Origin of the sequence: Lentzea sp. HUAS12, assembly GCF_024125735.1 — a bacterium.
GTDB classification, from domain to species: Bacteria; Actinomycetota; Actinomycetes; order Mycobacteriales; family Pseudonocardiaceae; genus Lentzea; species Lentzea albida.
In genome coordinates this window covers 3,179,497-3,200,859 of record NZ_CP099738.1, presented here as the reverse complement: position 1 = coordinate 3,200,859, position 21,363 = coordinate 3,179,497, and the positions used below count along the sequence as shown (strand labels likewise).

The following is a 21,363-nucleotide window of genomic DNA, read 5'->3' as shown; positions in this document are numbered from 1 at the left end:
GTCGATCGTCGTTCCTGCCGCCACCGGGACAGAATCCAACGATGACGACCGGCGAACGGCTCACCTATCCGGCGGCGCGCACCGTGGACGCCCGGGACACCGTCCTGGGCATCAGCTTCCCCGACCCCTACCGGTGGCTGGAGGACGACACCACCGAAACGGCGTCGTGGCAGGAAGAGCAGAACTCGCTCACCGACGCGTTCACCGGGGGGTGGGCGCACCTGGACGCCCTGCGCGCCGCGGTCGACCAGCACGTCGCGGACGGCAACGGGTCGTCCAGCTGGATGGTCGACCAGGCGCCGCGCCACGCCGGCGGGCGCTGGTTCCGCCTCGACCGGGGCGCTGGCCCGGATTTCTCGGACCGTGCCGTCCTCGTGGTCTCGGAGGAAGCCGCAGGTCCGGGACGTGTGCTGTACGACCCCAACAACGACGGGGCCAGGAGCGTCTCGTGGTTCAGCCCGTCGCCGGACGGCGGCACCGTCGCGCTCGGGGTGTGCGAGGACGGCTCCGAGCTCGCCGAGATCTGGTTGCTGGACACCGGGTCCGGCGAGCGCAGGCCTGACCGGATCCCGCAGCCGACGATGGGACCGATGGTCCTGCCGCAGTGGCTGCCGGACAGTTCCGGGTTCTTCTACACGGCGGGTGACCTCACCTCGGCGTCGTTCGCCTTCCGGCCGTACTTCCACTCCGTCGGCGGTGAGCCCCCGACCGAGCCCGAACCCGTCGACGTCCCCCTCGGCGCCACCGTCCAGGTCGCCGCGGACGGCAGGCACGCCGTCGTGACCGCGGTCTGGCCGCTGCCGCAGTTCGTGTGCGACCTGCCGCAGCGCACCTGGCGACCGTTCGTCCGGGGACTCGACGTGTCGGTCGCCGGCGCCATCGACGGTGACCGGTACGTCGCGGTCACCAACCACGAAGCGCCACGCGGGCGGATCGTGGCGATCCCGTTCGACGGATCCGACCCCTCCGACCCGGCCACCTGGCAGGAACTGGTGCCGCAGTCCGGCCGCGTGCTCAGCCACGTCCGGCTGATCGGCGGCCACCTGGTGGTGACCGGCTCGGTGGACACCGAGGCACGCGCCTGGGTCTTCGACCGGGACGGGCGGGAGGTCGAGGAGGTGCCCCTGCCCGGCAGGGGAGCACTGCCGCTCGACGCCATGCCGACCGCGGCGCTGGCCCCGGACGGCCACCCCGACGAGTTCGTGTTCCTGTTCTCCACGCCCACCACCTCACCGGGCCTGTACCGCTACCGCCCCGGCTCCCGCCGGGTGGACGTCCTGCGGGCGCCGCGCGCGGAGCTGCCGGGCGCGGAGGTCTCCCTGCGCTGGGCGAAGTCCGCCGACGGCACCGAGGTCCCCTACCACCTCGTGCTGCCCGACGGCGAGGACGGCACCCGTCCACTCCCGACGCTCATCACCGGTTACGGCGGCGGCCGGGTCGCGTGGCCCGCCCAGTGGCCCGGTCCGGTGGCGGCCTTCGTCGCGGCCGGCGGCGCACTGGCCATCTCCCACCAGCGCGGCGGCAGCGACCTCGGCTCCGACTGGGCCGACGCCGGGCGCGTCGGGAACAAGCAGAACAGCTACGACGACGTCTACGCGATCGCCGAGCACCTCACCACGACCGGGGTGACGACACCGGACCTCCTCGCGGTCACCGGCTGGAGCAACGGCGGCATCATGGCCGCGGTCGCGTTCACCCAGCGGCCGGACCTGTGGTCGGCGGTGGTGGCCCAGTGCCCGATCCTCGATGTCATCGCGTGCCACCGGTACCCCTACGGCCGCTTCGCCGCCAAGGCGGAGTACGGCGACCTGGACGATCCGGATGACATCGCCCGCCTGGTGACGATGTCGCCGTACCACCTGTTGCGCGACGACGTGAAGTACCCCGCGCTGTACGTCCACGCCGGCAACGCCGACGTGGCCTGCCCGCCGCAACCGATCCGCAAGTTCATCGCACGCCTGCAGGCGATCGCGGCGGAACCCGCGTTGCTGCGGGTCTGGGACGGTGTCGGGCACGGCACGGCCAGCAGCCGGTCGGAAGGCGTCGCCCACGCGACGCACTGGCTCGCATTCCTGTTGCAGCGCTTCAAGATGGTTCCAGGCGCTTCTCGGTCGGGCACCGTCTGACCCAGGTCACGGACTCGAGGCCGGTCAACTCGTGGCGACGCCGCGGTGCACGAGGTCGATCAAGGAGTCCAGCCACGGGCCCGTGGGGTCGTCGTGTTCCAGGAGCACTCGGTGCAGGAGGGCGCCGACCAGCGTGAAGACGACCTGTTGGGGGTCGGCGTCCTCGCGCCACTCACCGCGCTCGCGAGCTCGTTCGACCAACGTGAGCACCTGTGTCGTCTGCCCGGAGAGCCGGTGTGCGGCGAGAGCGGCGATGTCGCTCGCCGCGCCGGAGCTGATCGCGGCTCGCGCCAGTGCGGTGCCTCCGGCCTGGGACAGGAGTTCGGCGATGGGGGTGACGAGGGCGTGGAGGTCGCCGCGCAGGCTGCCGGTGTCGGGGCTGTCCGCGAAGTCGGTGCGCAGCCCGTCCATGGCGGCGGCCACCAGTGCCTCCTTGGTGGGCCAGCGCCGGTAGACGCTGGTCTTGTTCACCTCGGCGCGCCGTGCCACCCGGTCGACGCTCAGCCCTTCGAACCCGGTCTCCGCGAGTTCGGCGCGCACGGCCGTGAGGATCGCCGCCACCACGGCCGCACCACGCGGGCGGCCGGCGTCACGCCGTCGCGGTGTGCCGGGATCGCCGCTGCTCATGTCGTGCTCCGATTCGGCCGTGCTGCCCGTTGCTGATCAGTCAGTATCCCGCGGCCGCCCGCATTGCAACTCGCAGTTGCGACCGAGGTGACGTCCATGCCTATTATTGCAACACTAAGTTGCAATGGAGGATGTCGTGCAGATCTGCGTCGTCGCCGTCGACACCCGAGGCGGTGTCCAGCCCTACGCGGCTCTCGCGCTCGGGTTGACCCGAGCGGGCCACGGGGTGCGGGTCGTGGCACCCGAGAACTTCACGGACTGGCTGACCGGCATGGGACTCGACGCCGCGCCGTTGACCGGACGGATGGACGAGGCCGCGCGGGCCGCGGCCGAAGCGGGATTCTCCGGTGGCGTGGTGCCCAGGGGGATGCGCGCTCGACTCGTCGAGCAGTCGGTGGTGCAGGCCCGCGAGCTGCTCGGTCACGCCGAGGGCAGTGACGTCGTCATGGGCGGGATCGGAGGAGCCGTGCTGGGGCAGGACGTGGCCGAGCGGCTCGGTGTGCCTTTCGTGCACGCGCACCTGCACCCGGTGGGGCTGGTGTCCTCCGCGCTGCCCGGCGTGCTGACGCCGTGGATGCCCGCCTGGACGGGCAGAGCGGGCAACCTGGTCGGGTCGGCGATCACCGAGGCCGCGCTCACCATGCCGTTCCGCGCTGTGTCCCGCGCCGTGCGCACCGAGGTCCTCGGACTTCCCCGGCGCCGGCCTCGCCCACGGCCCGGTTCGCCCTCGCTCTACGGGTTCAGCCGGCACCTGGTGTCCGCGCCCGCGGACTGGAACGTCACCGGCTACTGGTTCCTGCCCGAGGACCCCGGCTGGACCCCGCCGGAGGAGCTCGAACGGTTCCTGGCCGCAGGCGAGCCCGCCGTGTGCATCGGCTTCGGCAGCATGGTGGGCGCGGACCCCGCGGCGACCGCCCGCCTGGTGACCGGGGCGGTCCGCCGGGCGGGGGTGCGTGCCGTCCTGCTCACCGGATGGGGCGGCATGCGGGAGATCGCTGACGGCGACGACGTGCTCGTCGTCGACCAGGTACCGCACTCGTGGCTGTTCCCGAGAGTCGCGGCGGTGGTGCACCACGGCGGTGCGGGCACGACGGCAGCAGCCGCACGCGCTGGCGTCCCCTCCGTCGTGGTGCCACACGGAGTCGACCAGCCGTTCTGGGGCAACAGGATCGCCGCGCTCGGCGTCGGTCCGCGTCCACTGCCGCGGTCGGCGCTGTCCGTGCAGTCGCTGGCCACCGCACTGCAGACCGCCCTCACGGATCAGGGCATGCGCGAGCGCGCCGCCGCGTTGTGTGGCCGGATCGCCGCCGAGGACGGCATCGCCACCGCGGTCGAGCTCGTCGGACGAGCGTCCGGGCGGTGAGCCCGTGCAGGCCGGTCATGTCCTGTGTGGACATCTCACGATCGGGAACTCCGCAGTGAGCGAAAGGTCTTCCGGATCTCCTCGGTGAGGACCTCCGGTTGTTCGAGCGCGGCGAAGTGGCCGCCGCGGTCGAGCTTGGCGTGGTGCAGGACTGTCTCGTAGCGGCGTTCCACCCAACGCCGGGAGGCCTGCACGGCCTCGCCGGGGAAGATGCTGAACCCGGCGGGCACGGGGTTCAGCTGTTCGATCGGCATGGCGCCGCCGAAGTCCTCCTCCCAGTACAGCCTTGCGGAGGACGCCGCGGCGTTGGGCAACCAGTAGAGCATCACGTCGTCGAGGATGTCGTCGCGGTCGAGGACGGTCTCGGGGTCGCCACCGCTGTCGGTGACGTCCTGGAAGAGCGTGTAGATCCAGGCGGCGAGCCCGGCCGGCGAGTCCGCGAGCGAGTACCCGATCGTCTGCGGCCGGGTCGCCTGCTCGCGGGCGTACGCGCTCTGCCGGTCCTGGTAGTGCTGGGCGCGAGCGATCATCCGGCGCTCCTCCTCGGTCGCCTCGTCCCGTTCCTGCGCGGTGGGGAACACCAGCGGCAGGGTGAAGTGCGCGCCCAGGCACGACTCGGGCGCTTTGCGGGTGATCTGCTCCACGACGGCGGCGCCCCAGTCGCCGCCCTGGGCGAAGAAGCCGCCGTAGCCGAGGCGCCGCATGAGGGTGATCCACGCGTCGGCGATGCGCGCGGTGTTCCAGCCGGTCGAGGCCGGCTTGCCGGAGAAACCGAAGCCCGGCATCGAGGGGATCACCACGTGGAACGCGTCGCGGGCGTCGCCGCCGTGCGCGGCCGGATCGGTCAGCGGTCCCGCGAGGCGGCGGAACTCGAGGATCGAGCCGGGCCAGCCGTGGCACAGCAGCAGGGGAACCGCGTGCGGCTCGGCGGACCTGACGTGCAGGAAGTGGATGTCGATCCCGTCGATCGCGGTGCGGAACGAGCCGAGGCCGTTGATGTCCCGCTCGGCGCGCCGCCAGTCGTACCCGGTGGCCCAGTGGTCGCACAGGTCCCGGATCCGGTCGAGGCGCGGCCCCTGGCGGCCGTCGGGGACGGTCTCGCGGTCCGGCCACCGGGTCGCGGCCAGGCGGGTGTGCAGGTCCACCAGATCGGCGTCGGGCACGGAGATCGGGAACGGTTCCACCGCGTCGTGGGCAGGCGTGAAGGACACAGGAGTGCTCCGTGGGATCAGGGGAGGGACGGCATGATCGTAAGCAGAAGTGGAATAGTTCTTCAACTTGGAATTTCTCTTCCACTTGGCTACGGTCGTGTCCGTGACGGACGCCTCTCCTCCTCTGCGCCGCGACGCCGAGCGCAACCGCCAGTTGTTGCTGCGGACCGCCGGTGAGCTCATGGCCGCACAAGGGCTGGACGTCTCCTACGAGGACATCGCTCGAGCCGCCGGCACCGGGATGGGCACGGTGTACCGCCGCTTCCCCGAGCGGCAGGACCTGCTGAACGCCCTGTTCAGCGAGCACATCGACACCGTCACAGACCTCGCCGTGCGGGCCTCGCGGTACGACGACGCGTGGGCCGGGCTCGCCTGGTTCCTCGAACGACAGCTCGAGATCGAGGCGCAGAGCCGCGGGCTGGGGGAGTTGCTCCGAAGCCGCCATCAGGCCAGCGAACTGGTGCAACGGGCGCACGAGCAGATGACGCCACTGGTCGCCGGCCTCGTCGACCGCGCGGTCCGGGCAGGACAGCTGCCGGCCGGGGCGACGCCCTCGGACTTCGCCGCGGTGCACGTGATGGTGGGCAGCGTCATGGACGCCTCCCGCGAGCACGCTCCGCAGCTGTGGCGCCGTGCCCTGCGGATCGCCCTGACGGGCCTGCGCCACGCCGAGCTGTCCGGCGACGAGCCGGACGAGACGGTCATCGACCACCTGTACAACGACCACACGAAGTGAAGGACCACCCATGACGGCTCTGTCCGACGACCTGATCGACGTCCTCAACGCCAAGGCCATCTGCTTCGTGTCCACGCTCATGCCGGACGGGTCGCCGCAGATCTCCCAGACCTGGGCGGGCACCGACGGCGTGCACGTGCTCGTCAACACGGTCGACACCCACCAGAAGACCCGCAACGTCCGCCGCGACCAGCGGGTCGCCCTCGGCATCGCCGACCCCGCCGCTCCCTCCCGCTACTGGGCCCTGCGCGGCAGCGTCGTGGACATCACCGAGGACGGCGCCCGTGAGCACATCGACGAGTTGTCCGAGAAGTACCTCGGCCGGCCCTACCCCGGGTTCGGCGGTGGCGCGCAGCAGCGGGTCGTGCTCACCATCAAGGTCGACCGCGTGCACACGCCTTGACGCGAACGGAGCGGCGCCGACCTGCGGAAGTCCGCAGGCCGGCGCGGCTGTCATGCCAGCGGGATCCACTCCGTCTTCACCGTGACCTCCTCCAACGCCTCCGGCAGCGGCGTCACGCCGAGTCCGGGGCCTGTCGGCACGGTCAGGTGGCCGTCGTCGAGCACGAACGGCTCGGTGACGTCGAGCTTGTAGTAGCGGTCGGACGCCGATGTGTCACCGGGCAGCGTGCAGCCGGGCAACGCCGCCAGCGCCACGTTCGCCGCCCTGCCGATGCCGGTCTCGAGCATCCCGCCGCACCACGCCGCGATGTTGTTCGCGGCGCAGACGTCGTGGATGCGTCGCGCCTCCAGGTACCCGCCGACCCTGCCTGGCTTGATGTTGACGATCTGGCACGCGCCGAGCCTGATCGCGTCCGCTGCCGAGGACGCCGAGGTGATCGACTCGTCCAGGCAGATCGGCGTCCTGACGACCTTCGCGAGTTCGGCGTGGGCGAGCAGTTCCTCCTCGTCCAGCGGCTGTTCGATCAGCAGCAGGTCGAACGGGTCGAGCCTCGCCAGGTGCCGCGCGTCGGCGAGCGTGTAGGCGGTGTTCGCGTCGACCTGCAGCAGCACGTCGTCACCGAACCGCTCGCGCACGGCCCGCACGGGCTCGACGTCCCAGCCCGGCTCGATCTTCAGCTTGATCCGCACGTACCCCTCGCCGAGGTAACCGCCGACCGCGTCCAGCAGCTCCGGGATCGAGTTCATGATCCCGACCGACACCCCGCACGGCACCCGGTCGCGCGTGGCGCCGAGCTCACGGCCGAACGACACGCCACGCGCGCGCAGTTCGGCGTCGAGCACCGCCATCTCCAGTGCCGCCTTGGCCATCCGGTGGCCGTAGTACTTCTTCAGCCGCGGTCCCACTGAGATGCCGTCGACCTCACCCGTCAGCGCGGGCACGAGGTAGCGCCGCAGCACGTCCGCGCAGCCCTCCAGGTACTCCGAGGAGTACACCGGCTCGGACATCGCGACGCACTCGCCCCAGCCCTCGCCCTCGTCCGTGACCGCGCGCAGCAGCAACAGCTGCCGCACGGTCTGGGTGCCGAAGGAGGTGCGGAACGGCGACCTCAGCGGCATCTCGACCCAGCGGAGCTCGACCCCGTCCAGTTTCACGAACCGTTCCTCTCCACGACGTACCAGCCCGACCTGTCGAACCCGGTGATGCGGGCGCCCTCGGCGAGCAGCCCGCCGAGCACGTCCCGCACCGCGTGACGCCATTCGTGCGCCGCGGCCGGGTTCGTGGCCCGCAGCGTCTCGACGTCCGGTGGAACGGCGACCAGCACCGTGCCGCCCGACGACGTCCCGCGCACCGGCAGGCCGTCGTCGGAGATCCCGAGCCCGACCACGCCCGTCGCGCTGACGGTCCGCGGCCGCCCGGCGCACGCGGCGACGACCTCCGGGGCGTCGACGCGCCAGCTGACCAGCAGCCGGTCGGTCTCACCGCCGCCGTTGATGTCGTCGTGCATGGAGCCGTAGAAGTCGGGCAGGTACTCGGTCGCGCCGGCGGCGAGCTTGACCAGGTTGAAGTAGGCGTTGCGGCGCACCAGCGGGTCGAACGTCCAGGTGACCTCGGTGAGACCGCGTTCGAGCGCCCACGTCCGCTGGTCGAGCTTCAGCGCGTAGCCGACGTTGCGCCCGCGCATGCCCGCGGCCACCCCGGCGATGTGGCTGTGCAGCGCGCCGGCGGCGGGCGGTGAGCAGAACCCGATGCAGGCGCCCACCAGCTCGTCGCCGTCGAACGCGCCCGCCACGTAGCTGCCCGCCTTGGTCATCGCGCGCAGCAGCTCGGCGGTGACCGGGGGAGTGCCGCCGTCCGTCGGCCGCCAGATCGACTCGTACAACCGTTGCGTGGCCAGCAGTTCCGAGATCTCGGTGAGCTGCCGGACCACCACGTTCTGCGCCACCAGCGTCATGTCAGCTCCCTCACGAGCGCCGCGAGCAGTTCGGTGCGCGGGACGAGTTCCGACACCAGCACGTGCTCGCTCTCGGCGTGCGCTCCTCCGCCGACGGCACCGAGGCCGTCGAGCGTCGGAACGCCGACGCCCGCGGTGAAGTTGCCGTCCGACGCCCCGCCGACCGCCGCCTGCGTGAGCCCCGGCAGCAGCCGGGAGGCCAGGTCGAACAGCGCGCTGGAGGCGGACGGCTCCAGCGGCGCCCGGTTGGGGCCGCCGGTCACCTCGACCTTCGACCCGTCCAGCACGGGCCGCAGGGCCTTGATGTCCTCGTCGACGCGGAGCTGTTCAGCGGTGGTCCGCACGCGCACGTCCACCATGAACTTCCCTTGCGCGGGAACGGTGTTCGTCGTCGTGCCGGAGGAGAGCACGGTCGGCACCACGGTGGTCCCGGTGCCGGCGTCGGCCAGTCGCGCGACGGCGAGGACCTGGTGCGCGGCCTCGATCGTGGCGTTCACCCCGCGTTCGGGTTCCAGACCGGCGTGCGAGGCGCGGCCGTGCAGCGTCACCTCGTACATCGACGTGCCCTTGCGCTCGGTCTTCAGCGCGCCCCCGTCGGCCGAGCCCTCGGTGACGAGGACGGCCGCGTGCTCCACGGCCTCGGACTCGATCAGCCCGCGCGACGACGGCGAACCGATCTCCTCGTCGCCGGTGATCAGAACCGTGACGCCGTCGGGAGAACCGAGCGCCGCGACGGCGTGGAAGATCATCGCGACGCCGGTCTTCATGTCGAAGCAGCCCGGCCCGCGCACCACGCCGTCCTCGACGCCGAACGGGATGCGTTCCAGCGTCCCGATCGGCCACACCGTGTCGTGGTGGCCGAGCAGCAACACCTTGCGGGGTCCGGATCCCAGCCGCCACCGCAGGTGCGTGCGGCCGTCGAGCACGATCCGCTCGGGTTCCGCGCCGAGCAACGCGGACCCCACCTCGGCGGTGACCTCGGCGCTGCGGGCGACCGCGGCCAGGTCGGTGGACGGCGACTCGCAGGACACGAGCCGCCCGATGTCGTCGATCAGGTTCATCTCAGGAGACCTTCGGCGTGGCGCGGACACCCATGTGCACGTACTGCTCCCCGGTGGGCAGCGCGTAGAACACGAGCGACGACCAGCTCCTGTCCCCGGACTCCCGGAACAGGAACGTGGAGTCGTCGACCGGGATCAGCGAGACCTGCGGCGGCTTGGGGAAGAGACCGGCCAGCGGACCCGTGGGCGTCACGTCGAGCACCAGCCCGGTCTCGCCCTCGGAGACGTCGAGGGTGATCGAGGCCCGCTCGTACCTGCCGACGTACCGCGAGCCGTCCACGGCCGGGGGCTCGGTGGCCGGCACCAGGGGGCGGGGCATCACGACGTCCGCCAGTTCGGCGAAGATCTCGCGGTACAGCTCCAGGTACAGCTCGCGGGCGCCCTCGCCGTTGGTGAGCAGCGTGACCGCGAGGTCCTGCTCTGGCAGCAGCCGCAGGAACGCGGACTGCCCGATCGTGTTGCCGTCGTGGCCGATCAGCCGGTGGCCGTCCCAGTCGAACCGGATCCAGCCGACGCCCCACGAGTCGCCCAACGCGTTCTTGTCGGGCACGTCGGTCTGCTTCTCGGTCATCACGGCCGCCGACTTCTCGGACAGCACGCGCGTGCCGTCCGCCGCCAGGCCGCCTTCGAGGTGCATCCGGGCGAACGCGAGCACGTCCTCGGTGGTCGAGAAGATCGTTCCCGCCGGGCCGACCGAGCGCGGGAGTGCCCACACGGGAGCGACTTCCAGCTTGCCCTCGTTCTTGACGTGGCCGACGGCGGCGCGGTGCAGCAGCGCCTCCTCCGGCAGCGTGCCGGTCCGGGTGAGCCCGAGCGGCGCGAAGAGCTTCTCCCGCATCGCGACGTCCCACGTCTTGCCGGTGAGCTTCTCGATCACCCTGCCCGCCAGCACGAAACCGGCGTTGCTGTAGGAGAAGGTCGCGCCGAGCGGGTGGTTCTGCGCGGCGTCGGCGAGCAGTTCGGTGTACTTCTCGAGGCAGTCGTCGCCGCGGCCGGTGTCGGTGAAGTTGTCGCCGTCGATGCCGCTGGTGTGCGTGAGGAGGTGCCGCATGGTCACCTTCTGGCCCACCACCGGGTCGGAGAGCCTCAGCTCGGGCAGCACGTCGGTGATCGGCGCGTCGAGGTCGAGCAGGCCCTCGTCGACGAGCCGCATCACGACCGTCGTCGTCCAGACCTTGCCGATCGAGCCGATCTGGAAGATCGTGTCGTCGGTGACCTCCACCCCGGTGGCCGTGTTCAGCACGCCGTGGTGCGCCTGGACCGTCTGTCCCTTGTAGAGGATCCCGAGCGCCGTGCCCGGCACGCCGTGCTTCTCCGCGATCGCGGAAAGCCTGCGCTGCCAGTGCTTCGCGTCGAGGGGCCTGCGGTGCTCCGCGTGCTCGCGCACCCAGTCGGCCACGCGGCGGTTGAAGTCCGCGCGGTGGGAGGGCTTGCCGTTGAGGATGAACAGGTGCGACTCGTCCGGGTAGAGCACGAGCTCGGCCGGCACGCCGTTCTGGCGCAGGGCGGTGAACCACTGCTCGGCCTGGCCCGCGGGACACCGGTCGTCGGCCGCGCCCTGGTAGACCAGCGTGGGCGTGCGGACGTCACCGACGCGCGTCAGCGGCGACATCTCCGCGAGGTGGTCACCGGCACCGCCCAGTTCCAGCGCGGTCAGGTAGTGGCCGCCGTCGGACGTGCCCGCCATGCTCGTCAGGTCGCTCACCACACCGCCCGCGACGGCGGCGGCGAAGCGGGTGTCGCGGCTGGTCAGGTAGCAGGTCATGTAGCCGCCGTAGCTGTAGCCGGTGACGGCGAGCTTCGCCGGGTCCGCGAGACCCTCCTCGACGAGCTGGTCGATCGGCTCCAGGAAGTCCTTCGCGTCGGCCGTGCCCCACGCGCCGAGCGCCGCCCGGTAGAACGCCTCGCCGTAGCCGTCGCTGCCGCGCGGGTTGAGCAGCAGCACCGCCCAGCCCTGCTCCGCCAGCACCTGGTGGTAGAGGTGCACCGGGTCGGCGGTGCCGTTCCACGCGTTGTGCGGGCCGCCGTGGACGTCGAGCAGCAGAGGCGCCGGGCCGGTGGTCTCCGGGGCGCGGACCAGCCAGCCGTGCACGACCGTGCCGTCCGAGATCGTGAACTCCCGCTCCTCGCGGACGATCGGCTCCACCTCGGTGTGTCCGGTGTGGACGGTCACCTCGCCGGTCGTCAGGTCGACGGTCGCGACCTCGCCGAACGAGGTGGGGGTGCTCAGGACGACCGCGGCCCTGTCGCCCACCACGGAAAGCCCTGCCACGGAACGGGATTCACCGCCGAGGACCAGACGCGGTGCCGCGCCGCCGTCGAGGTCGGCGGAGTAGAGCTGGGTGCAGCCCCGGTCGCGGGCGCAGAAGAGCACCGCGTCACCGTGCCGGACAGGCAGTCCGCCGGGGTAGCCCGGCGCACCGGGCATGAGGTTGCGGTCCAGCGAGCCCGACAGGCTGCGCACCTCGCCGTCCAGCGCGAGGTGCAGGAGGTCGAGGTGGCCGGAGTCGGACGAGGTGCGTCCGACGACCAGCAGGCCCTCCCCGGTCCACGTGACGGTCGCGGCCTGCCCTTCCGCGAGCCCGACGACCTCGGGGTCGGAGTGGCCGTCGACCTCGACGACGTGCACCGGCGTGCGGAACGTCAGGTCGGCGTCGTCGTCGCGGGCTGCCGTGAAGGCGATCTTCGTGCCGTCCGGTGACCACGCGGGGCTGCTCGCGTGCCAGTCACCGCTGGTCAGCTGCCGCACCTCGCGGGTGTCCAGGTCGAGGACGTGCACGTGGGCGCGGACGCTGCGCAGGTAGCCCGCGCCGTCGGCCTTGTGGTACAGGCGGCGCGTGACGATCGGCGCGGAGGCGTCGGCGATGTCGACGGGCGCGGTGAACGCGAGCTTCGTGCCGTCCGCGCTCCACACGGGTGCGCCCGCGCCGAGCGGGAGCGTCGTGAGCTGCTCCGGTTCGCCGTCGAGCAGCCAGATCTGGGCCGGGCCGTCCTGGGCGCGCAGGAACGCGAGCCTGCCATCGGGCGAGAAGGCCGGTGACGTGTCGGAGCGGCCCCTGGTGAACTGCTTCGCGGTGCCGTCCACGACCCGCCAGAGCGCGCGTTCGTCGCGGTCGTTCTCGCGGTTCGTGGTGCGCAGGACGTAGACGACCTCGGATCCGTCGGGGGAGAGGGCCGGCTGCTCGGGCAGCGCGTAGCCGTACAGGTCCTCGATGGTGGTCACGATGCGGATCCCCTCAGCTCGGTTCGGAACAGGTCGAGCACGTTCTGGCCCAGGACGCGGACGACGTCCTCCTCGGGCCAGCCGCGCTTCTGCAGTGCCTCGGTGACCAGCGGCAACCCCGCCGGGCCCTCCAGCCCGGGCAGGAACCGGTCGGTCGGGACGCCCTCGATCTCCCCGACCTCGCAGCACGGCGGCGTGACGTCCTGGAGGACCTCCTTGACGAAGTCCGGCCCGAGACCGACGTGCTCGACGCCCATGACGCCTGCGATGTGCTCGATGTGGTCGACCAGGCGGTCGATCGTGAAGTCGGACTCGTGCAGGAACGGCGCGAAGAAGTTCACGCACACCACGCCACCGGTGTCCGCGATGCCCCTGAGCTGGGCGTCGGTCAGGTTGCGGTGGTGGTCGCGCAACGCCCGCGCGGACGAGTGGGTGGCCATCACCGGACGGGTCGAGAGCTCCAGCACGTGCTCCACGCCCGCCGCGCCCAGGTGGCTGACGTCGAAGATCATGCCGAGGCGTTCCATCTCGGCGTGCGCGGCGACCCCGGCCCTGGTCAGCCTGCTGCCGGTGCCGTCCTCGCCGCTGCCGTCGGCCAGCGCGGTGCGGCCGAAGTGCGCGAGCGACGCGATCCGCACGCCCAGCCGGTACAGGGTTTCGAGCAGCTCCACGTCCTCGCCGACGCCCGGTGCGCTCTCCAGCGCGAGCACGAGCGCGATCTGGTCGTGCGCGAGGGCTTCGTCGATGTCGGCGCCGGTGGAGCAGAGCCTCGTCTCCGGGCTCGCCGCGGCGATGCGGTGGGCGGCCTCGATCATGCGCAACGTCTGGCGCAGCGCGCCCTCGGGGCGGAACACGTCGTCCACGAACACCGGCAGGACCTGGAGGTTCACCCCGCCCTGCTGCAACTGCGGCAGCCACCGCTCGCGGAAGTGCGGCACCCACCGCTCGACCGGTCGGTGCGCGATCGCGTCGAGCAGGTCGTTGTGGGTGTCGGCGACGACGCTGCGCCCGTGCAGATCGTCGATCATGAAACCTCCAGCCTGGTGTGGCGCCTCGGCGCGGCCGCGAGCAGCTCGCGCGTGTACTCGTGCTGCGGGTCCCCGAGCACCTGGGCCGCCGGTCCCTCCTCCACGATCCTGCCCGCCTTCATCACCGCGATGCGGTCGCTCACGTACCGCACGACCGCGAGGTTGTGCGAGATGAACAGCATGGACAGTCCGAGCTGTCGTTGCAGGTCGCGCACGAGGTTGAGCACGGCGCCCTGCACGGACACGTCGAGCGCGGAGGTGATCTCGTCGGCGATGACCACCTTCGGGTTCCCGGCGAGCGCCCTGGCGAGGGCGACCCGCTGGCGCTGGCCGCCCGAGAGCCTCGCCGGCAGCGCGGTCGCCCGGCCGGGGTCGAGGTTCACCAGTTCGAGCAGCCTCGCGACCTCGGCCTTCCTGTCGGTGCCCCGCGGCATGGCCTCGGCGATGGAGTTGCCGATGCTCATTCTCGGGTCGAGCGACGAGTACGGGTCCTGAAAGACCATCTGGACCTTGCCGTCGGCCCGCACGTGGCCCGCGGTGGGCTCGACGAGGCCGACCGCGGTGGCGGCGAGCGTCGACTTGCCCGACCCGGACTCGCCGACCAGGCCGACGACCTGACCCGCCGGCACCGTGAGGCTGACGTCGTCGACCGCCGTGTGGTGCCCGAATCGGACGGTGACGTCCGTGAAGTTCAACTCGCTCATCGCACACCCACCAGTTCGCTCTCGGACTTCCAGCACGCGACCCGGTGGCCCTCGGCGAACGTCGTCAGCTCGGGCTCCTCGGTCCGGCACTGGTCGTCGGCGAGCGGGCAGCGCGGCGCGAACGGGCAGCCCTGGCGGATCTCACCGGGTTCCGGCGGCCGTCCGGGGATGACGGCGAGCGGCGCGTCCCGGTCCGTGTCGAGGTCGGGGACCGCCTCGAGCAGCGCCGTCGTGTACGGGTGCCGCGCGGCCGTGAACAGCTCGTCGGTCGGCAGCTCCTCGACGATCCGGCCCGCGTACATCACGAGCACCCGGTCGCAGGTCTGCGCGACGACGGTGATGTCATGGCTGATCAGCAACACCGCCGCGTCCCTGTCCTTCCGGATCCGCGCGAGGAGCCTGAGCACCTCCTTCTGCACGGTGACGTCGAGCGCGGTGGTGGGTTCGTCGGCGATGACCAGCTGCGGTTCGCCCATCAGCCCCATCGCGATCATCGCCCGCTGCCGCATGCCGCCGGAGAACTCGTGCGGGTACTGCCTGGCCCTGCGGTCCGGCTCCGGGATCCGCACGGCCTCCAGCCGGTCGACCGCCTTGGCGAGCGCGGCCCTGCGCGTGAGCCCCTGGTGCACCTCGGACACCTCGGCGAGCTGGCTGCCGATGCGCCGGGTGGGGTTGAACGACGTCATCGGGTCCTGGAACACCATCGCCATCCGCGTGCCGAGCTCCCGGTCCGGCGTGGCGGTGACGGGCCTGCCGTTGAACTCCAGCCGGTCCGCCGCGACCCTGCCGGGGTGCTCGATCAGGCGCGACACGGCCAGGGCGGTGAGGCTCTTGCCGGAGCCGGACTCGCCGACCACGCCGATCATCTCGCCGTGGTGGACGGTGAACGACACCCCGCGCACCGGCCGGACGTCGCCGGGGAAGGTGACGTGCAGGTTCCGGACGGTCAGCAGCCCACCCTCCGACCGGTCGACGACGGGCGCGTGCGGCGGGGTGGCCGCGCCCCGCTGCTGGTTGCGGTGCACGGACGCGGCGGCCTCACCGAACAGGTTGAACGCGAGCCCGGCGACCACCACCGCGACCGCCGGCCCCAACGCGGGCGCGGGCGTGATGTAGATCCGGTTGAGCCCTTCGCCGAGCAGCCGCCCCCAGTCGTAGGAGGGCGCCTGCACACCGATCCCGAGGAACGACAACCCGGCGAACGCCGTCAGCGCCGACCCCGCCGCCAGCGTCGCGTTGATGACCAGCGGCTCCGCGATGTTGGGCAGGACGTGCCGGGTGAGCAGCCGGAACCGCCCCACCCCGCACACCCGAGCGGCCTTGATGAAGTCGCGCCCGCTGATGGACGCCGTGAGGGTCTGCGTGAGGCGCGCGAACGACGGCGTGATCGCGAACGCGATGGCGAGCACCGCCCCGATCGTGCCGGTGCCGAAGATGACGGCGAAGAACAGGGCGAGGAGGAGCCCGGGGAACGCGACGGCGATGTTCACCGCGGACGTGACGGTCCTCGCCGCCCACCTCGGGAGCACGGACGGGATCGAGCCGAGGAACAGGCCCGTCACCACGCCGATGACCGTGGCGAGCAGGGCCAGGCCGATCGTCAGCCGGGTGGCCACCAGGACGCGGAAGAAGATGTCGCGGCCCAGCTGGTCGGTGCCGAGCAGGTGCTCCCCGGACGGACCCTGCTGCAGGGCGTCGGTGTCGATGGCGGCGGCGCGGTCGCCCCAGAGGATCGGGGCGAGGACCGCGAGCGCGACGAGGATCGCGAGGAGGACGGCGGAGGACGCGCCGACGGGGGAGCGGAGGACGGCTAGGCGGCGCATGCGACCTCCTCGGTGGGGGACAGCGGAACGGCCGGCAGGCGCGCGGCCGGGTGGTGGGCGCCGGGTGGCGAGCCGCATGCGCTGTGGCTGTCGCGCACGGCGGACGTGCCGAAGGCCTGGGCCATCACGCCTCCCTGATCGTCGAACGCGGGTCGAGCACGGCCAGCACCACGTCCACCACCAGGTTCACCAGCAGCACCCCGGCCCCGTACACCAGCACGATCCCCTGCACCGCCGGGTAGTCCTTCTGCTGGATCGAGCCCACGATGGTCGACCCCAGACCCGGCCACGCGAACACGTTCTCCACCAGCACGGTCCCGGCCACCAGGGCGGCGAGCATCATGCCGCCCATCGTCAGGGTCGCGGTGACGGCGTTGGGCAGCGCGTGCCGCAGGTACACGAGCCTCGCGGGGAGGCGCTTGGCGCGGGCGGTGCGCACGAAGTCGTTGCCCAGCACCGCGAGCAGCTCCACCCGCACGATCCGGGCGAGGATCGCGGTGGGGCCGATCGCCAGCGCGAGCACCGGCAGCACCCACGAGCCCGCGGCGTCGTTGCCCGCCACCGGGAACAGGTTGAGCTGCACGGCGAACAGGCTCACCAGGCCGACGGCGAGCAGGAACTCCGGGATCGCTGCCAGCACCACGCTCCCCGACGTGAACGCGAGCTCGCCACCCCGGCGGCGGCCGCCCTTGGTGAGCACCGCCATCACCACGCCGACCGGCACGGCGACGACGACCACGACCAGGAAGGCGAGCACCGCCAGCTGCACGGTGGCGGGCAGGCGGTCGCCGATCAGGTCGGCGACCGGGGTGCCGCTGATCAGCGAGGTGCCGAACTCGCCGCGGAACAGGCCGCTGACGTAGTGCCAGTACTGCACTGGCAACGGGTCGTCGAGGCCGAGCGCGGCGCGGCGGGCGGCGACGACCTCCGGGGTCGCCGTGAGGCCCAGGGACTCGCGGACCGGGTCGCCCGGGATCAGGTGGATCATCAGGAACGCCGCGGTCACCAGCGCCCACAGCGAGGTCAGGAACCGCAGGGCCCGCCGCCGGGCGAAGGGCAGCCAGCTGCTGCCCCGCACCCGTTCCAGCGTGGTCATGAGGAGAACATCCTGATCGAGGTCGGGTCGACGCTGTCGCTCATCGTGAACTTCGCGCCCTTGACGAACGTCGGCACGACCGAGTCGTAGTACGGCACGAAACTGGCGTCCTTGACCAGGGCCGCCTCGGCCCTGTTCCAGTTGTCGCAGCCGTCCGCGCCGGTCTTGGACGCCGCCTGCTTCGACTCCGACTCGTACTCCGCGTTCTTGATGTGGCCGAAGTTGACGCCCTGCGGCGGCACCGGGCCGGACACGAACGACACCAGCTGGCTCGGCAGCGACAACGACAGCGGCACCATCGACACGTCCCACGCGCCGGTGCCGAACAGCGTCTGGTTCACGCCGGCCGCGTCGACCGGGGCGATCTCGACCTTCACGCCGATGCCCTGCCACGACTGCTGGACCAGCTCGGCGGTGGCGGTGAACGTCGGGCCGGCGACGGTGGGCTGGAGCAGCTTCACCGCCAGAGGCTGACCGTCCTTGGCGCGCGTGCCGTCGGCTCCGGCGCGCCATCCCGCGGCGTCGAGCGCGGTCGTCGCGGCCGCCTTGTCGAACTTCGGCAGGTGCGGGGTGACGTTGTCGCCGGTGCACGGCCGGGGTTCGACCGTCACCGCGCTCTGCGACGGCCTGCCCTTGCCGTTCGTGAGCACCTTGCCCACCTGCGCGAGGTCGAGGCCCTGCAGGAGCGCGCGGCGCACGGCCGGGTCGGCGCCCGGATGACCGGCGGCCTGGTTGAACGACAGCGTGCCCAGCGGCGAGGCGAGGTCGACGTGCTCGTACTTCTGCGCCAGCAGGCGTTCCTGGTCGGGACCCGCGACCGTCGCGGCGGTGAGCTGGCCGGACATCAGCAGGTTCACGGCGGTCGTCTCGTTCGGGATCACCCTGACCACGACCTTGTCCGGCAGGCCCTGCTGGTCGGCCTTCCAGTCACCGGGGCCCCAGACGAAGTCCTTGCGCCGCTCCAGGGTGTAGTGGTCGTTGGCCACGATCTCGGAGATCTTGAACATGCCGGTGCCCTGCTCGCCCTTCGCGAGCAGCGCGCGGTCGGTCATGCCCTTGCCGCACACGATCGGCAGGGTGCCGACGTTGGTCAGCAGGAACGCGTCCGGCGCACCGCTCGTCACGGTGACGGTGCGGGTCGCGTCGTCGGCCGTGGCCTTGGTGCCGGGCGCGACCTGGATGCCCGCCAGCGGCGACTTGTTCGCGGGGTCGCCGACGAACGTGATGTTCGCGGCGACGTCCGTGGCCGTCAGCGGGGCGCCGTCGGAGCACGTGACGCCTTGGCGCAGCGTGAAGGTCGCGGACGTGACGTCGGCGTCCCACTTCTCGGCGAGGCCCGAGACGATCGTGCCGTCCGCCGTGCGGTCGATCAGCCTGCCGTAGAGGAACCGGCCTACGGTCCGCGCCACGGACAGGACCGTCAGCGCGGGATCGAGCGAACCGGGGTCCCCGCCGACGGACATCGTGAAGGTCCCGCCCTGGGCCAGGTTCTGGCTCCCGGTCGTCGCGGACGTGCCGCACCCGGTCAGGACGACGGCTGTGAGCAGGGCTACCGCGCGTTTCATGAGGTCCTCCGGAGGTGGTCGACGGCGAGACGCCCGGCGCGACCGATCACCGCGTCGGCGGCGGGGTCGCGGAGGTCGGGCGAGGAGGAGCGGGTGAACACGGCGACGGCGTAGGAACGGCCGTCGGGGTAGGTGACGACGCCGGCCTCGTTGCGCACCGTCGGCAGCGTGCCGGTCTTGGCGGCGACCCGGACGTCGGAGGGGAAGCCCGAGCTGAGCCGGTGCGGCCAGACCTGCCGGCCCATGACCTCCCGGACCTCCTCGCACGCCTGGGGCGCCGCCACGCGGTCGGTCCAGATCGCGTCGAGCAACGTCGTGATCTCCCTCGGCGTCGAGGAGGTCGTGCGCTCGGGGTCCACAATGGACAGCTTCGGCACGAGGGCCGGATCGGTGAAGGCGCCCTCCACGTCCTCGGTGCCGAGGTCCGCGACGACCGAGGCGAACAGGTCCTCGCAGCAGCCCAGGATCCGGGTGCGTGCCAGACCGGCCTTCGCGAGCACGGCGTCGACCGCGGCCTGGCCGACGCGGTGGAAGAGGACGTCGGTCGCGGCGTTGTCGCTCATCGTCATCATGAACGACGCCAGGTCGCGCCAGCTCATCTCGACGTCGTCGGCACATCCCGCGGTGCCGATCCCGCCGATGCGGTAGCGGGACGTGACGCGCGTGCGTTCGCTCGCGTCGAGCCGTCCCGCCGCCACCTCGTCCGCGAACGCGACGGCCACCGCGATCTTGAACACCGACGCGAGCACCACCTGGTCGTCCGCGCCGTGGCAGAACTCCCGGCCACCCACCCCGATCTCGCGGGCGTGGACGAAACCCTCCACGCCCGCGTCGGCGAAGGCCTCGGCGATCACGGGGCCACCCGGCGGTCCGCGCGTCCGGTGTGCAGGAACAGGGCCCGCCCGTCCCCGTCGTCGCCGACGAACGCGTGCGGCATGTGGATGCCGTGCACCGGTTCCGCCGCGACGAGCGTGTCGTCGCGCCACGCCACCAGCTCGGTCCTGCCCGCCGACTCGGGGCTCAGCTCGGCCATGATCCCCTTCGGCACGAGCTCCATCCAGATGCGGCCGTCCTCGTCCTGCGTGACCACCCGCTCGCCGACCGAGGAGACGTACACGCCGGTGAAGCGCTTGCCGTCGAGGGGCGCGGGTTCCGCGGCGGGTTCGGGCATCTCGGGGAGCTCGACACCGGTGAGCTCGCGCAGCACGTGCCGGAAGACCGCCTCGTACAGGTCGATCGTCTTGCCGCCGTTGGTCAGCAACGCGATCGCGACGCCGTGCTCGGGAACGAGGCGCAGGAAGGCGTTCTGGCCGATCGTGCCGCCGTCGTGGCCGATGACCGTCCCCTGTGGATAGTGGAACAGCTCCCAGCCCAGGCCCCAGGCGTCGCCCATCAGCGCGAGGTCGGGCACCTTCACCTGGACCTGCTTCATCGCCTCGGCGCCGGCCTCCGACAGCACGCCGTCACCGTTCTTCAGGTGCATCCGCGCGAACTTCAGCAGGTCGCGGGCGCTCATGGCGAGAACCGAACCGGCCGGGGCGTTGGAGCGGACGAGCGCCCAGACCGGCGCGACCTGCGGCCCGGTCTCCTCGTCGTGCGTGAGGTGGCCGACGGCGGCGCGGTGCATGATCGCCTCGTAGGCGTCCGCGGCGGCGTGCGTCAGGCCCAGCGGGGCGAACAGGTGCTCGCGCAGGCAGTCGTCGTAGGGCTTGCGGCGCAACACCTCCACGACCCGGCCGAGCACGACGTACCCGGCGTTGTTGTAGCTGAACATCTCGCCAGGCCCGAAGAGCTGGGGCGTGTCGTGCAGCGTGGCGACGTACTTCTCCACGCAGTCGTCGCCGCGGCCGGTGTCGGTGAAGAGGTCGCCCTCGAAGCCCGCCGTGTGGTTCAGCAACTGCCGCACGGTGATCCGCGCGGCGGCGTCCTCGTCGGCGATCCGGAACTCGGGCAGGTAGGTCCGCACGGGCGAGTCGAGGTCGAGCAGGCCCTCGTCGACGAGCTGCATCGCGAGCGTCGCCGTCCAGACCTTGGTGATCGACCCGATCTGGAACACCGAGTCGGTGGTCGTCTCGACCCCGGTGTTCTTGTTCAGCACGCCGGCCGCGGCTTCGGCCACGTCGTCGCCGACGGTGACCGCCACCGCCGCTCCGGGCACCCCGTGCTCGGCCACCAGCCGGGGCAGGTTCTCCTGCAGCCACCCGTTGATCTCGTTGAGCTTGGACATCGCGCCCCATCCAGGTCGACGTGACTCCGGTCACCGGCAAACCTAGGTTCGGGCCCCCTGCCGACTCTTCGTCGCGGCCGACGAATCTGGTCTCGGTGATCTGTTCTGGCGGACGAACCCACTCGGGGGTAGAGCCTGCTCCACCTGGTTCCGGGCAGCCTGCGTGATCGATCGCCGCGCCCCGCGAAATTACGTTCTCGGTCAGAAGTCGTTGCG

General features: G+C 71.8%; 17 protein-coding genes and 1 pseudogene. 4 read left to right on the top strand and 14 right to left on the bottom strand.

The genetic code is table 11. From position 1 onward, the window contains the following. The first annotated feature begins 41 nt into the window (after nucleotides 1-41). A complete protein-coding gene (locus ND450_RS13950) occupies nucleotides 42-2,126 on the top strand; it encodes a prolyl oligopeptidase family serine peptidase (protein WP_253326550.1) in 2,085 nt (694 codons plus the stop codon). A gap of 24 nt (nucleotides 2,127-2,150) precedes the next feature. On the opposite strand, the gene ND450_RS13945 is transcribed toward ND450_RS13950, so the two are convergent. Next, nucleotides 2,151-2,753: a TetR/AcrR family transcriptional regulator gene (locus ND450_RS13945; protein ID WP_253326549.1), complete on the bottom strand. Its 603-nt coding sequence runs from the start codon at nucleotides 2,751-2,753 to the stop codon at nucleotides 2,151-2,153. A 124-nt stretch (nucleotides 2,754-2,877) separates the two neighbouring features. Between ND450_RS13945 and ND450_RS13940 the strand changes: the two genes are divergently transcribed. Next, nucleotides 2,878-4,116, top strand: coding sequence for a glycosyltransferase (locus tag ND450_RS13940; RefSeq protein WP_253326548.1), 1,239 nt, complete (start codon nucleotides 2,878-2,880; stop codon nucleotides 4,114-4,116). Between the two features lie 35 nt (nucleotides 4,117-4,151). Here the strand turns inward: ND450_RS13940 and ND450_RS13935 are convergent, their stop codons facing one another. Continuing rightward, nucleotides 4,152-5,327, bottom strand: coding sequence for an epoxide hydrolase family protein (locus ND450_RS13935; RefSeq protein ID WP_253326547.1), 1,176 nt, complete (start codon nucleotides 5,325-5,327; stop codon nucleotides 4,152-4,154). Between the two features lie 103 nt (nucleotides 5,328-5,430). Between ND450_RS13935 and ND450_RS13930 the strand changes: the two genes are divergently transcribed. After that, complete coding sequence (locus ND450_RS13930) at nucleotides 5,431-6,063, top strand: TetR/AcrR family transcriptional regulator (RefSeq protein ID WP_253326546.1); 633 nt, start codon at nucleotides 5,431-5,433, stop codon at nucleotides 6,061-6,063. Between the two features lie 10 nt (nucleotides 6,064-6,073). After that, the gene (locus tag ND450_RS13925; protein WP_253326545.1) at nucleotides 6,074-6,466 is read left to right on the top strand and encodes a PPOX class F420-dependent oxidoreductase; all 393 of its coding nucleotides are present in this window, start codon (nucleotides 6,074-6,076) and stop codon (nucleotides 6,464-6,466) included. A 50-nt stretch (nucleotides 6,467-6,516) separates the two neighbouring features. On the opposite strand, the gene menC is transcribed toward ND450_RS13925, so the two are convergent. From menC to ND450_RS13865, 12 genes and pseudogenes are all read right to left on the bottom strand, one after another. After that, nucleotides 6,517-7,620, bottom strand: a complete 1,104-nt coding sequence (gene menC, locus ND450_RS13920; RefSeq protein WP_253326544.1) for an o-succinylbenzoate synthase — start codon at nucleotides 7,618-7,620, stop codon at nucleotides 6,517-6,519. After that, entirely contained in the window at nucleotides 7,617-8,420 is an 804-nt protein-coding gene (locus ND450_RS13915) for a GNAT family N-acetyltransferase (RefSeq protein ID WP_089910707.1), read from the bottom strand. The genes menC and ND450_RS13915 overlap by 4 nt, the downstream gene beginning before the upstream one ends. Continuing rightward, nucleotides 8,417-9,481 (bottom strand): M20 family metallopeptidase, encoded by a 1,065-nt coding sequence (locus ND450_RS13910; protein WP_253326543.1) that lies wholly within the window; start codon nucleotides 9,479-9,481, stop codon nucleotides 8,417-8,419. Before ND450_RS13910 ends, ND450_RS13915 begins: the two co-directional genes overlap by 4 nt. A 1-nt stretch (nucleotide 9,482) precedes the next feature. Next, nucleotides 9,483-12,704 (bottom strand): serine hydrolase, encoded by a 3,222-nt coding sequence (locus tag ND450_RS13905; protein ID WP_253326542.1) that lies wholly within the window; start codon nucleotides 12,702-12,704, stop codon nucleotides 9,483-9,485. Continuing rightward, nucleotides 12,701-13,732, bottom strand: a complete 1,032-nt coding sequence (locus ND450_RS13900; protein WP_253326541.1) for a dipeptidase — start codon at nucleotides 13,730-13,732, stop codon at nucleotides 12,701-12,703. The genes ND450_RS13905 and ND450_RS13900 overlap by 4 nt, the downstream gene beginning before the upstream one ends. Nucleotides 13,733-13,740: 8 nt before the next feature. Next, nucleotides 13,741-14,436 (bottom strand): annotated as a pseudogene (locus ND450_RS13895) (ABC transporter ATP-binding protein); the annotation flags it as partial. Further along, nucleotides 14,433-16,259 (bottom strand): dipeptide/oligopeptide/nickel ABC transporter permease/ATP-binding protein, encoded by a 1,827-nt coding sequence (locus tag ND450_RS13890; protein ID WP_253326540.1) that lies wholly within the window; start codon nucleotides 16,257-16,259, stop codon nucleotides 14,433-14,435. The pseudogene ND450_RS13895 and the gene ND450_RS13890, both read right to left, overlap by 4 nt. Continuing rightward, nucleotides 16,247-16,387: a hypothetical protein gene (locus ND450_RS13885; protein ID WP_253326539.1), complete on the bottom strand. Its 141-nt coding sequence runs from the start codon at nucleotides 16,385-16,387 to the stop codon at nucleotides 16,247-16,249. The genes ND450_RS13890 and ND450_RS13885 overlap by 13 nt, the downstream gene beginning before the upstream one ends. Further along, nucleotides 16,384-17,355: an ABC transporter permease gene (locus ND450_RS13880; protein ID WP_253326538.1), complete on the bottom strand. Its 972-nt coding sequence runs from the start codon at nucleotides 17,353-17,355 to the stop codon at nucleotides 16,384-16,386. The genes ND450_RS13885 and ND450_RS13880 overlap by 4 nt, the downstream gene beginning before the upstream one ends. After that, a complete protein-coding gene (locus ND450_RS13875; RefSeq protein WP_253326537.1) occupies nucleotides 17,352-18,920 on the bottom strand; it encodes an ABC transporter substrate-binding protein in 1,569 nt (522 codons plus the stop codon). The genes ND450_RS13880 and ND450_RS13875 overlap by 4 nt, the downstream gene beginning before the upstream one ends. After that, nucleotides 18,917-19,774 (bottom strand): serine hydrolase, encoded by an 858-nt coding sequence (locus ND450_RS13870; RefSeq protein ID WP_253326536.1) that lies wholly within the window; start codon nucleotides 19,772-19,774, stop codon nucleotides 18,917-18,919. Before ND450_RS13870 ends, ND450_RS13875 begins: the two co-directional genes overlap by 4 nt. After that, entirely contained in the window at nucleotides 19,771-21,147 is a 1,377-nt protein-coding gene (locus ND450_RS13865) for a serine hydrolase (RefSeq protein ID WP_253326535.1), read from the bottom strand. The genes ND450_RS13870 and ND450_RS13865 overlap by 4 nt, the downstream gene beginning before the upstream one ends. Between the last annotated feature and the right edge of the window lie 216 nt (nucleotides 21,148-21,363).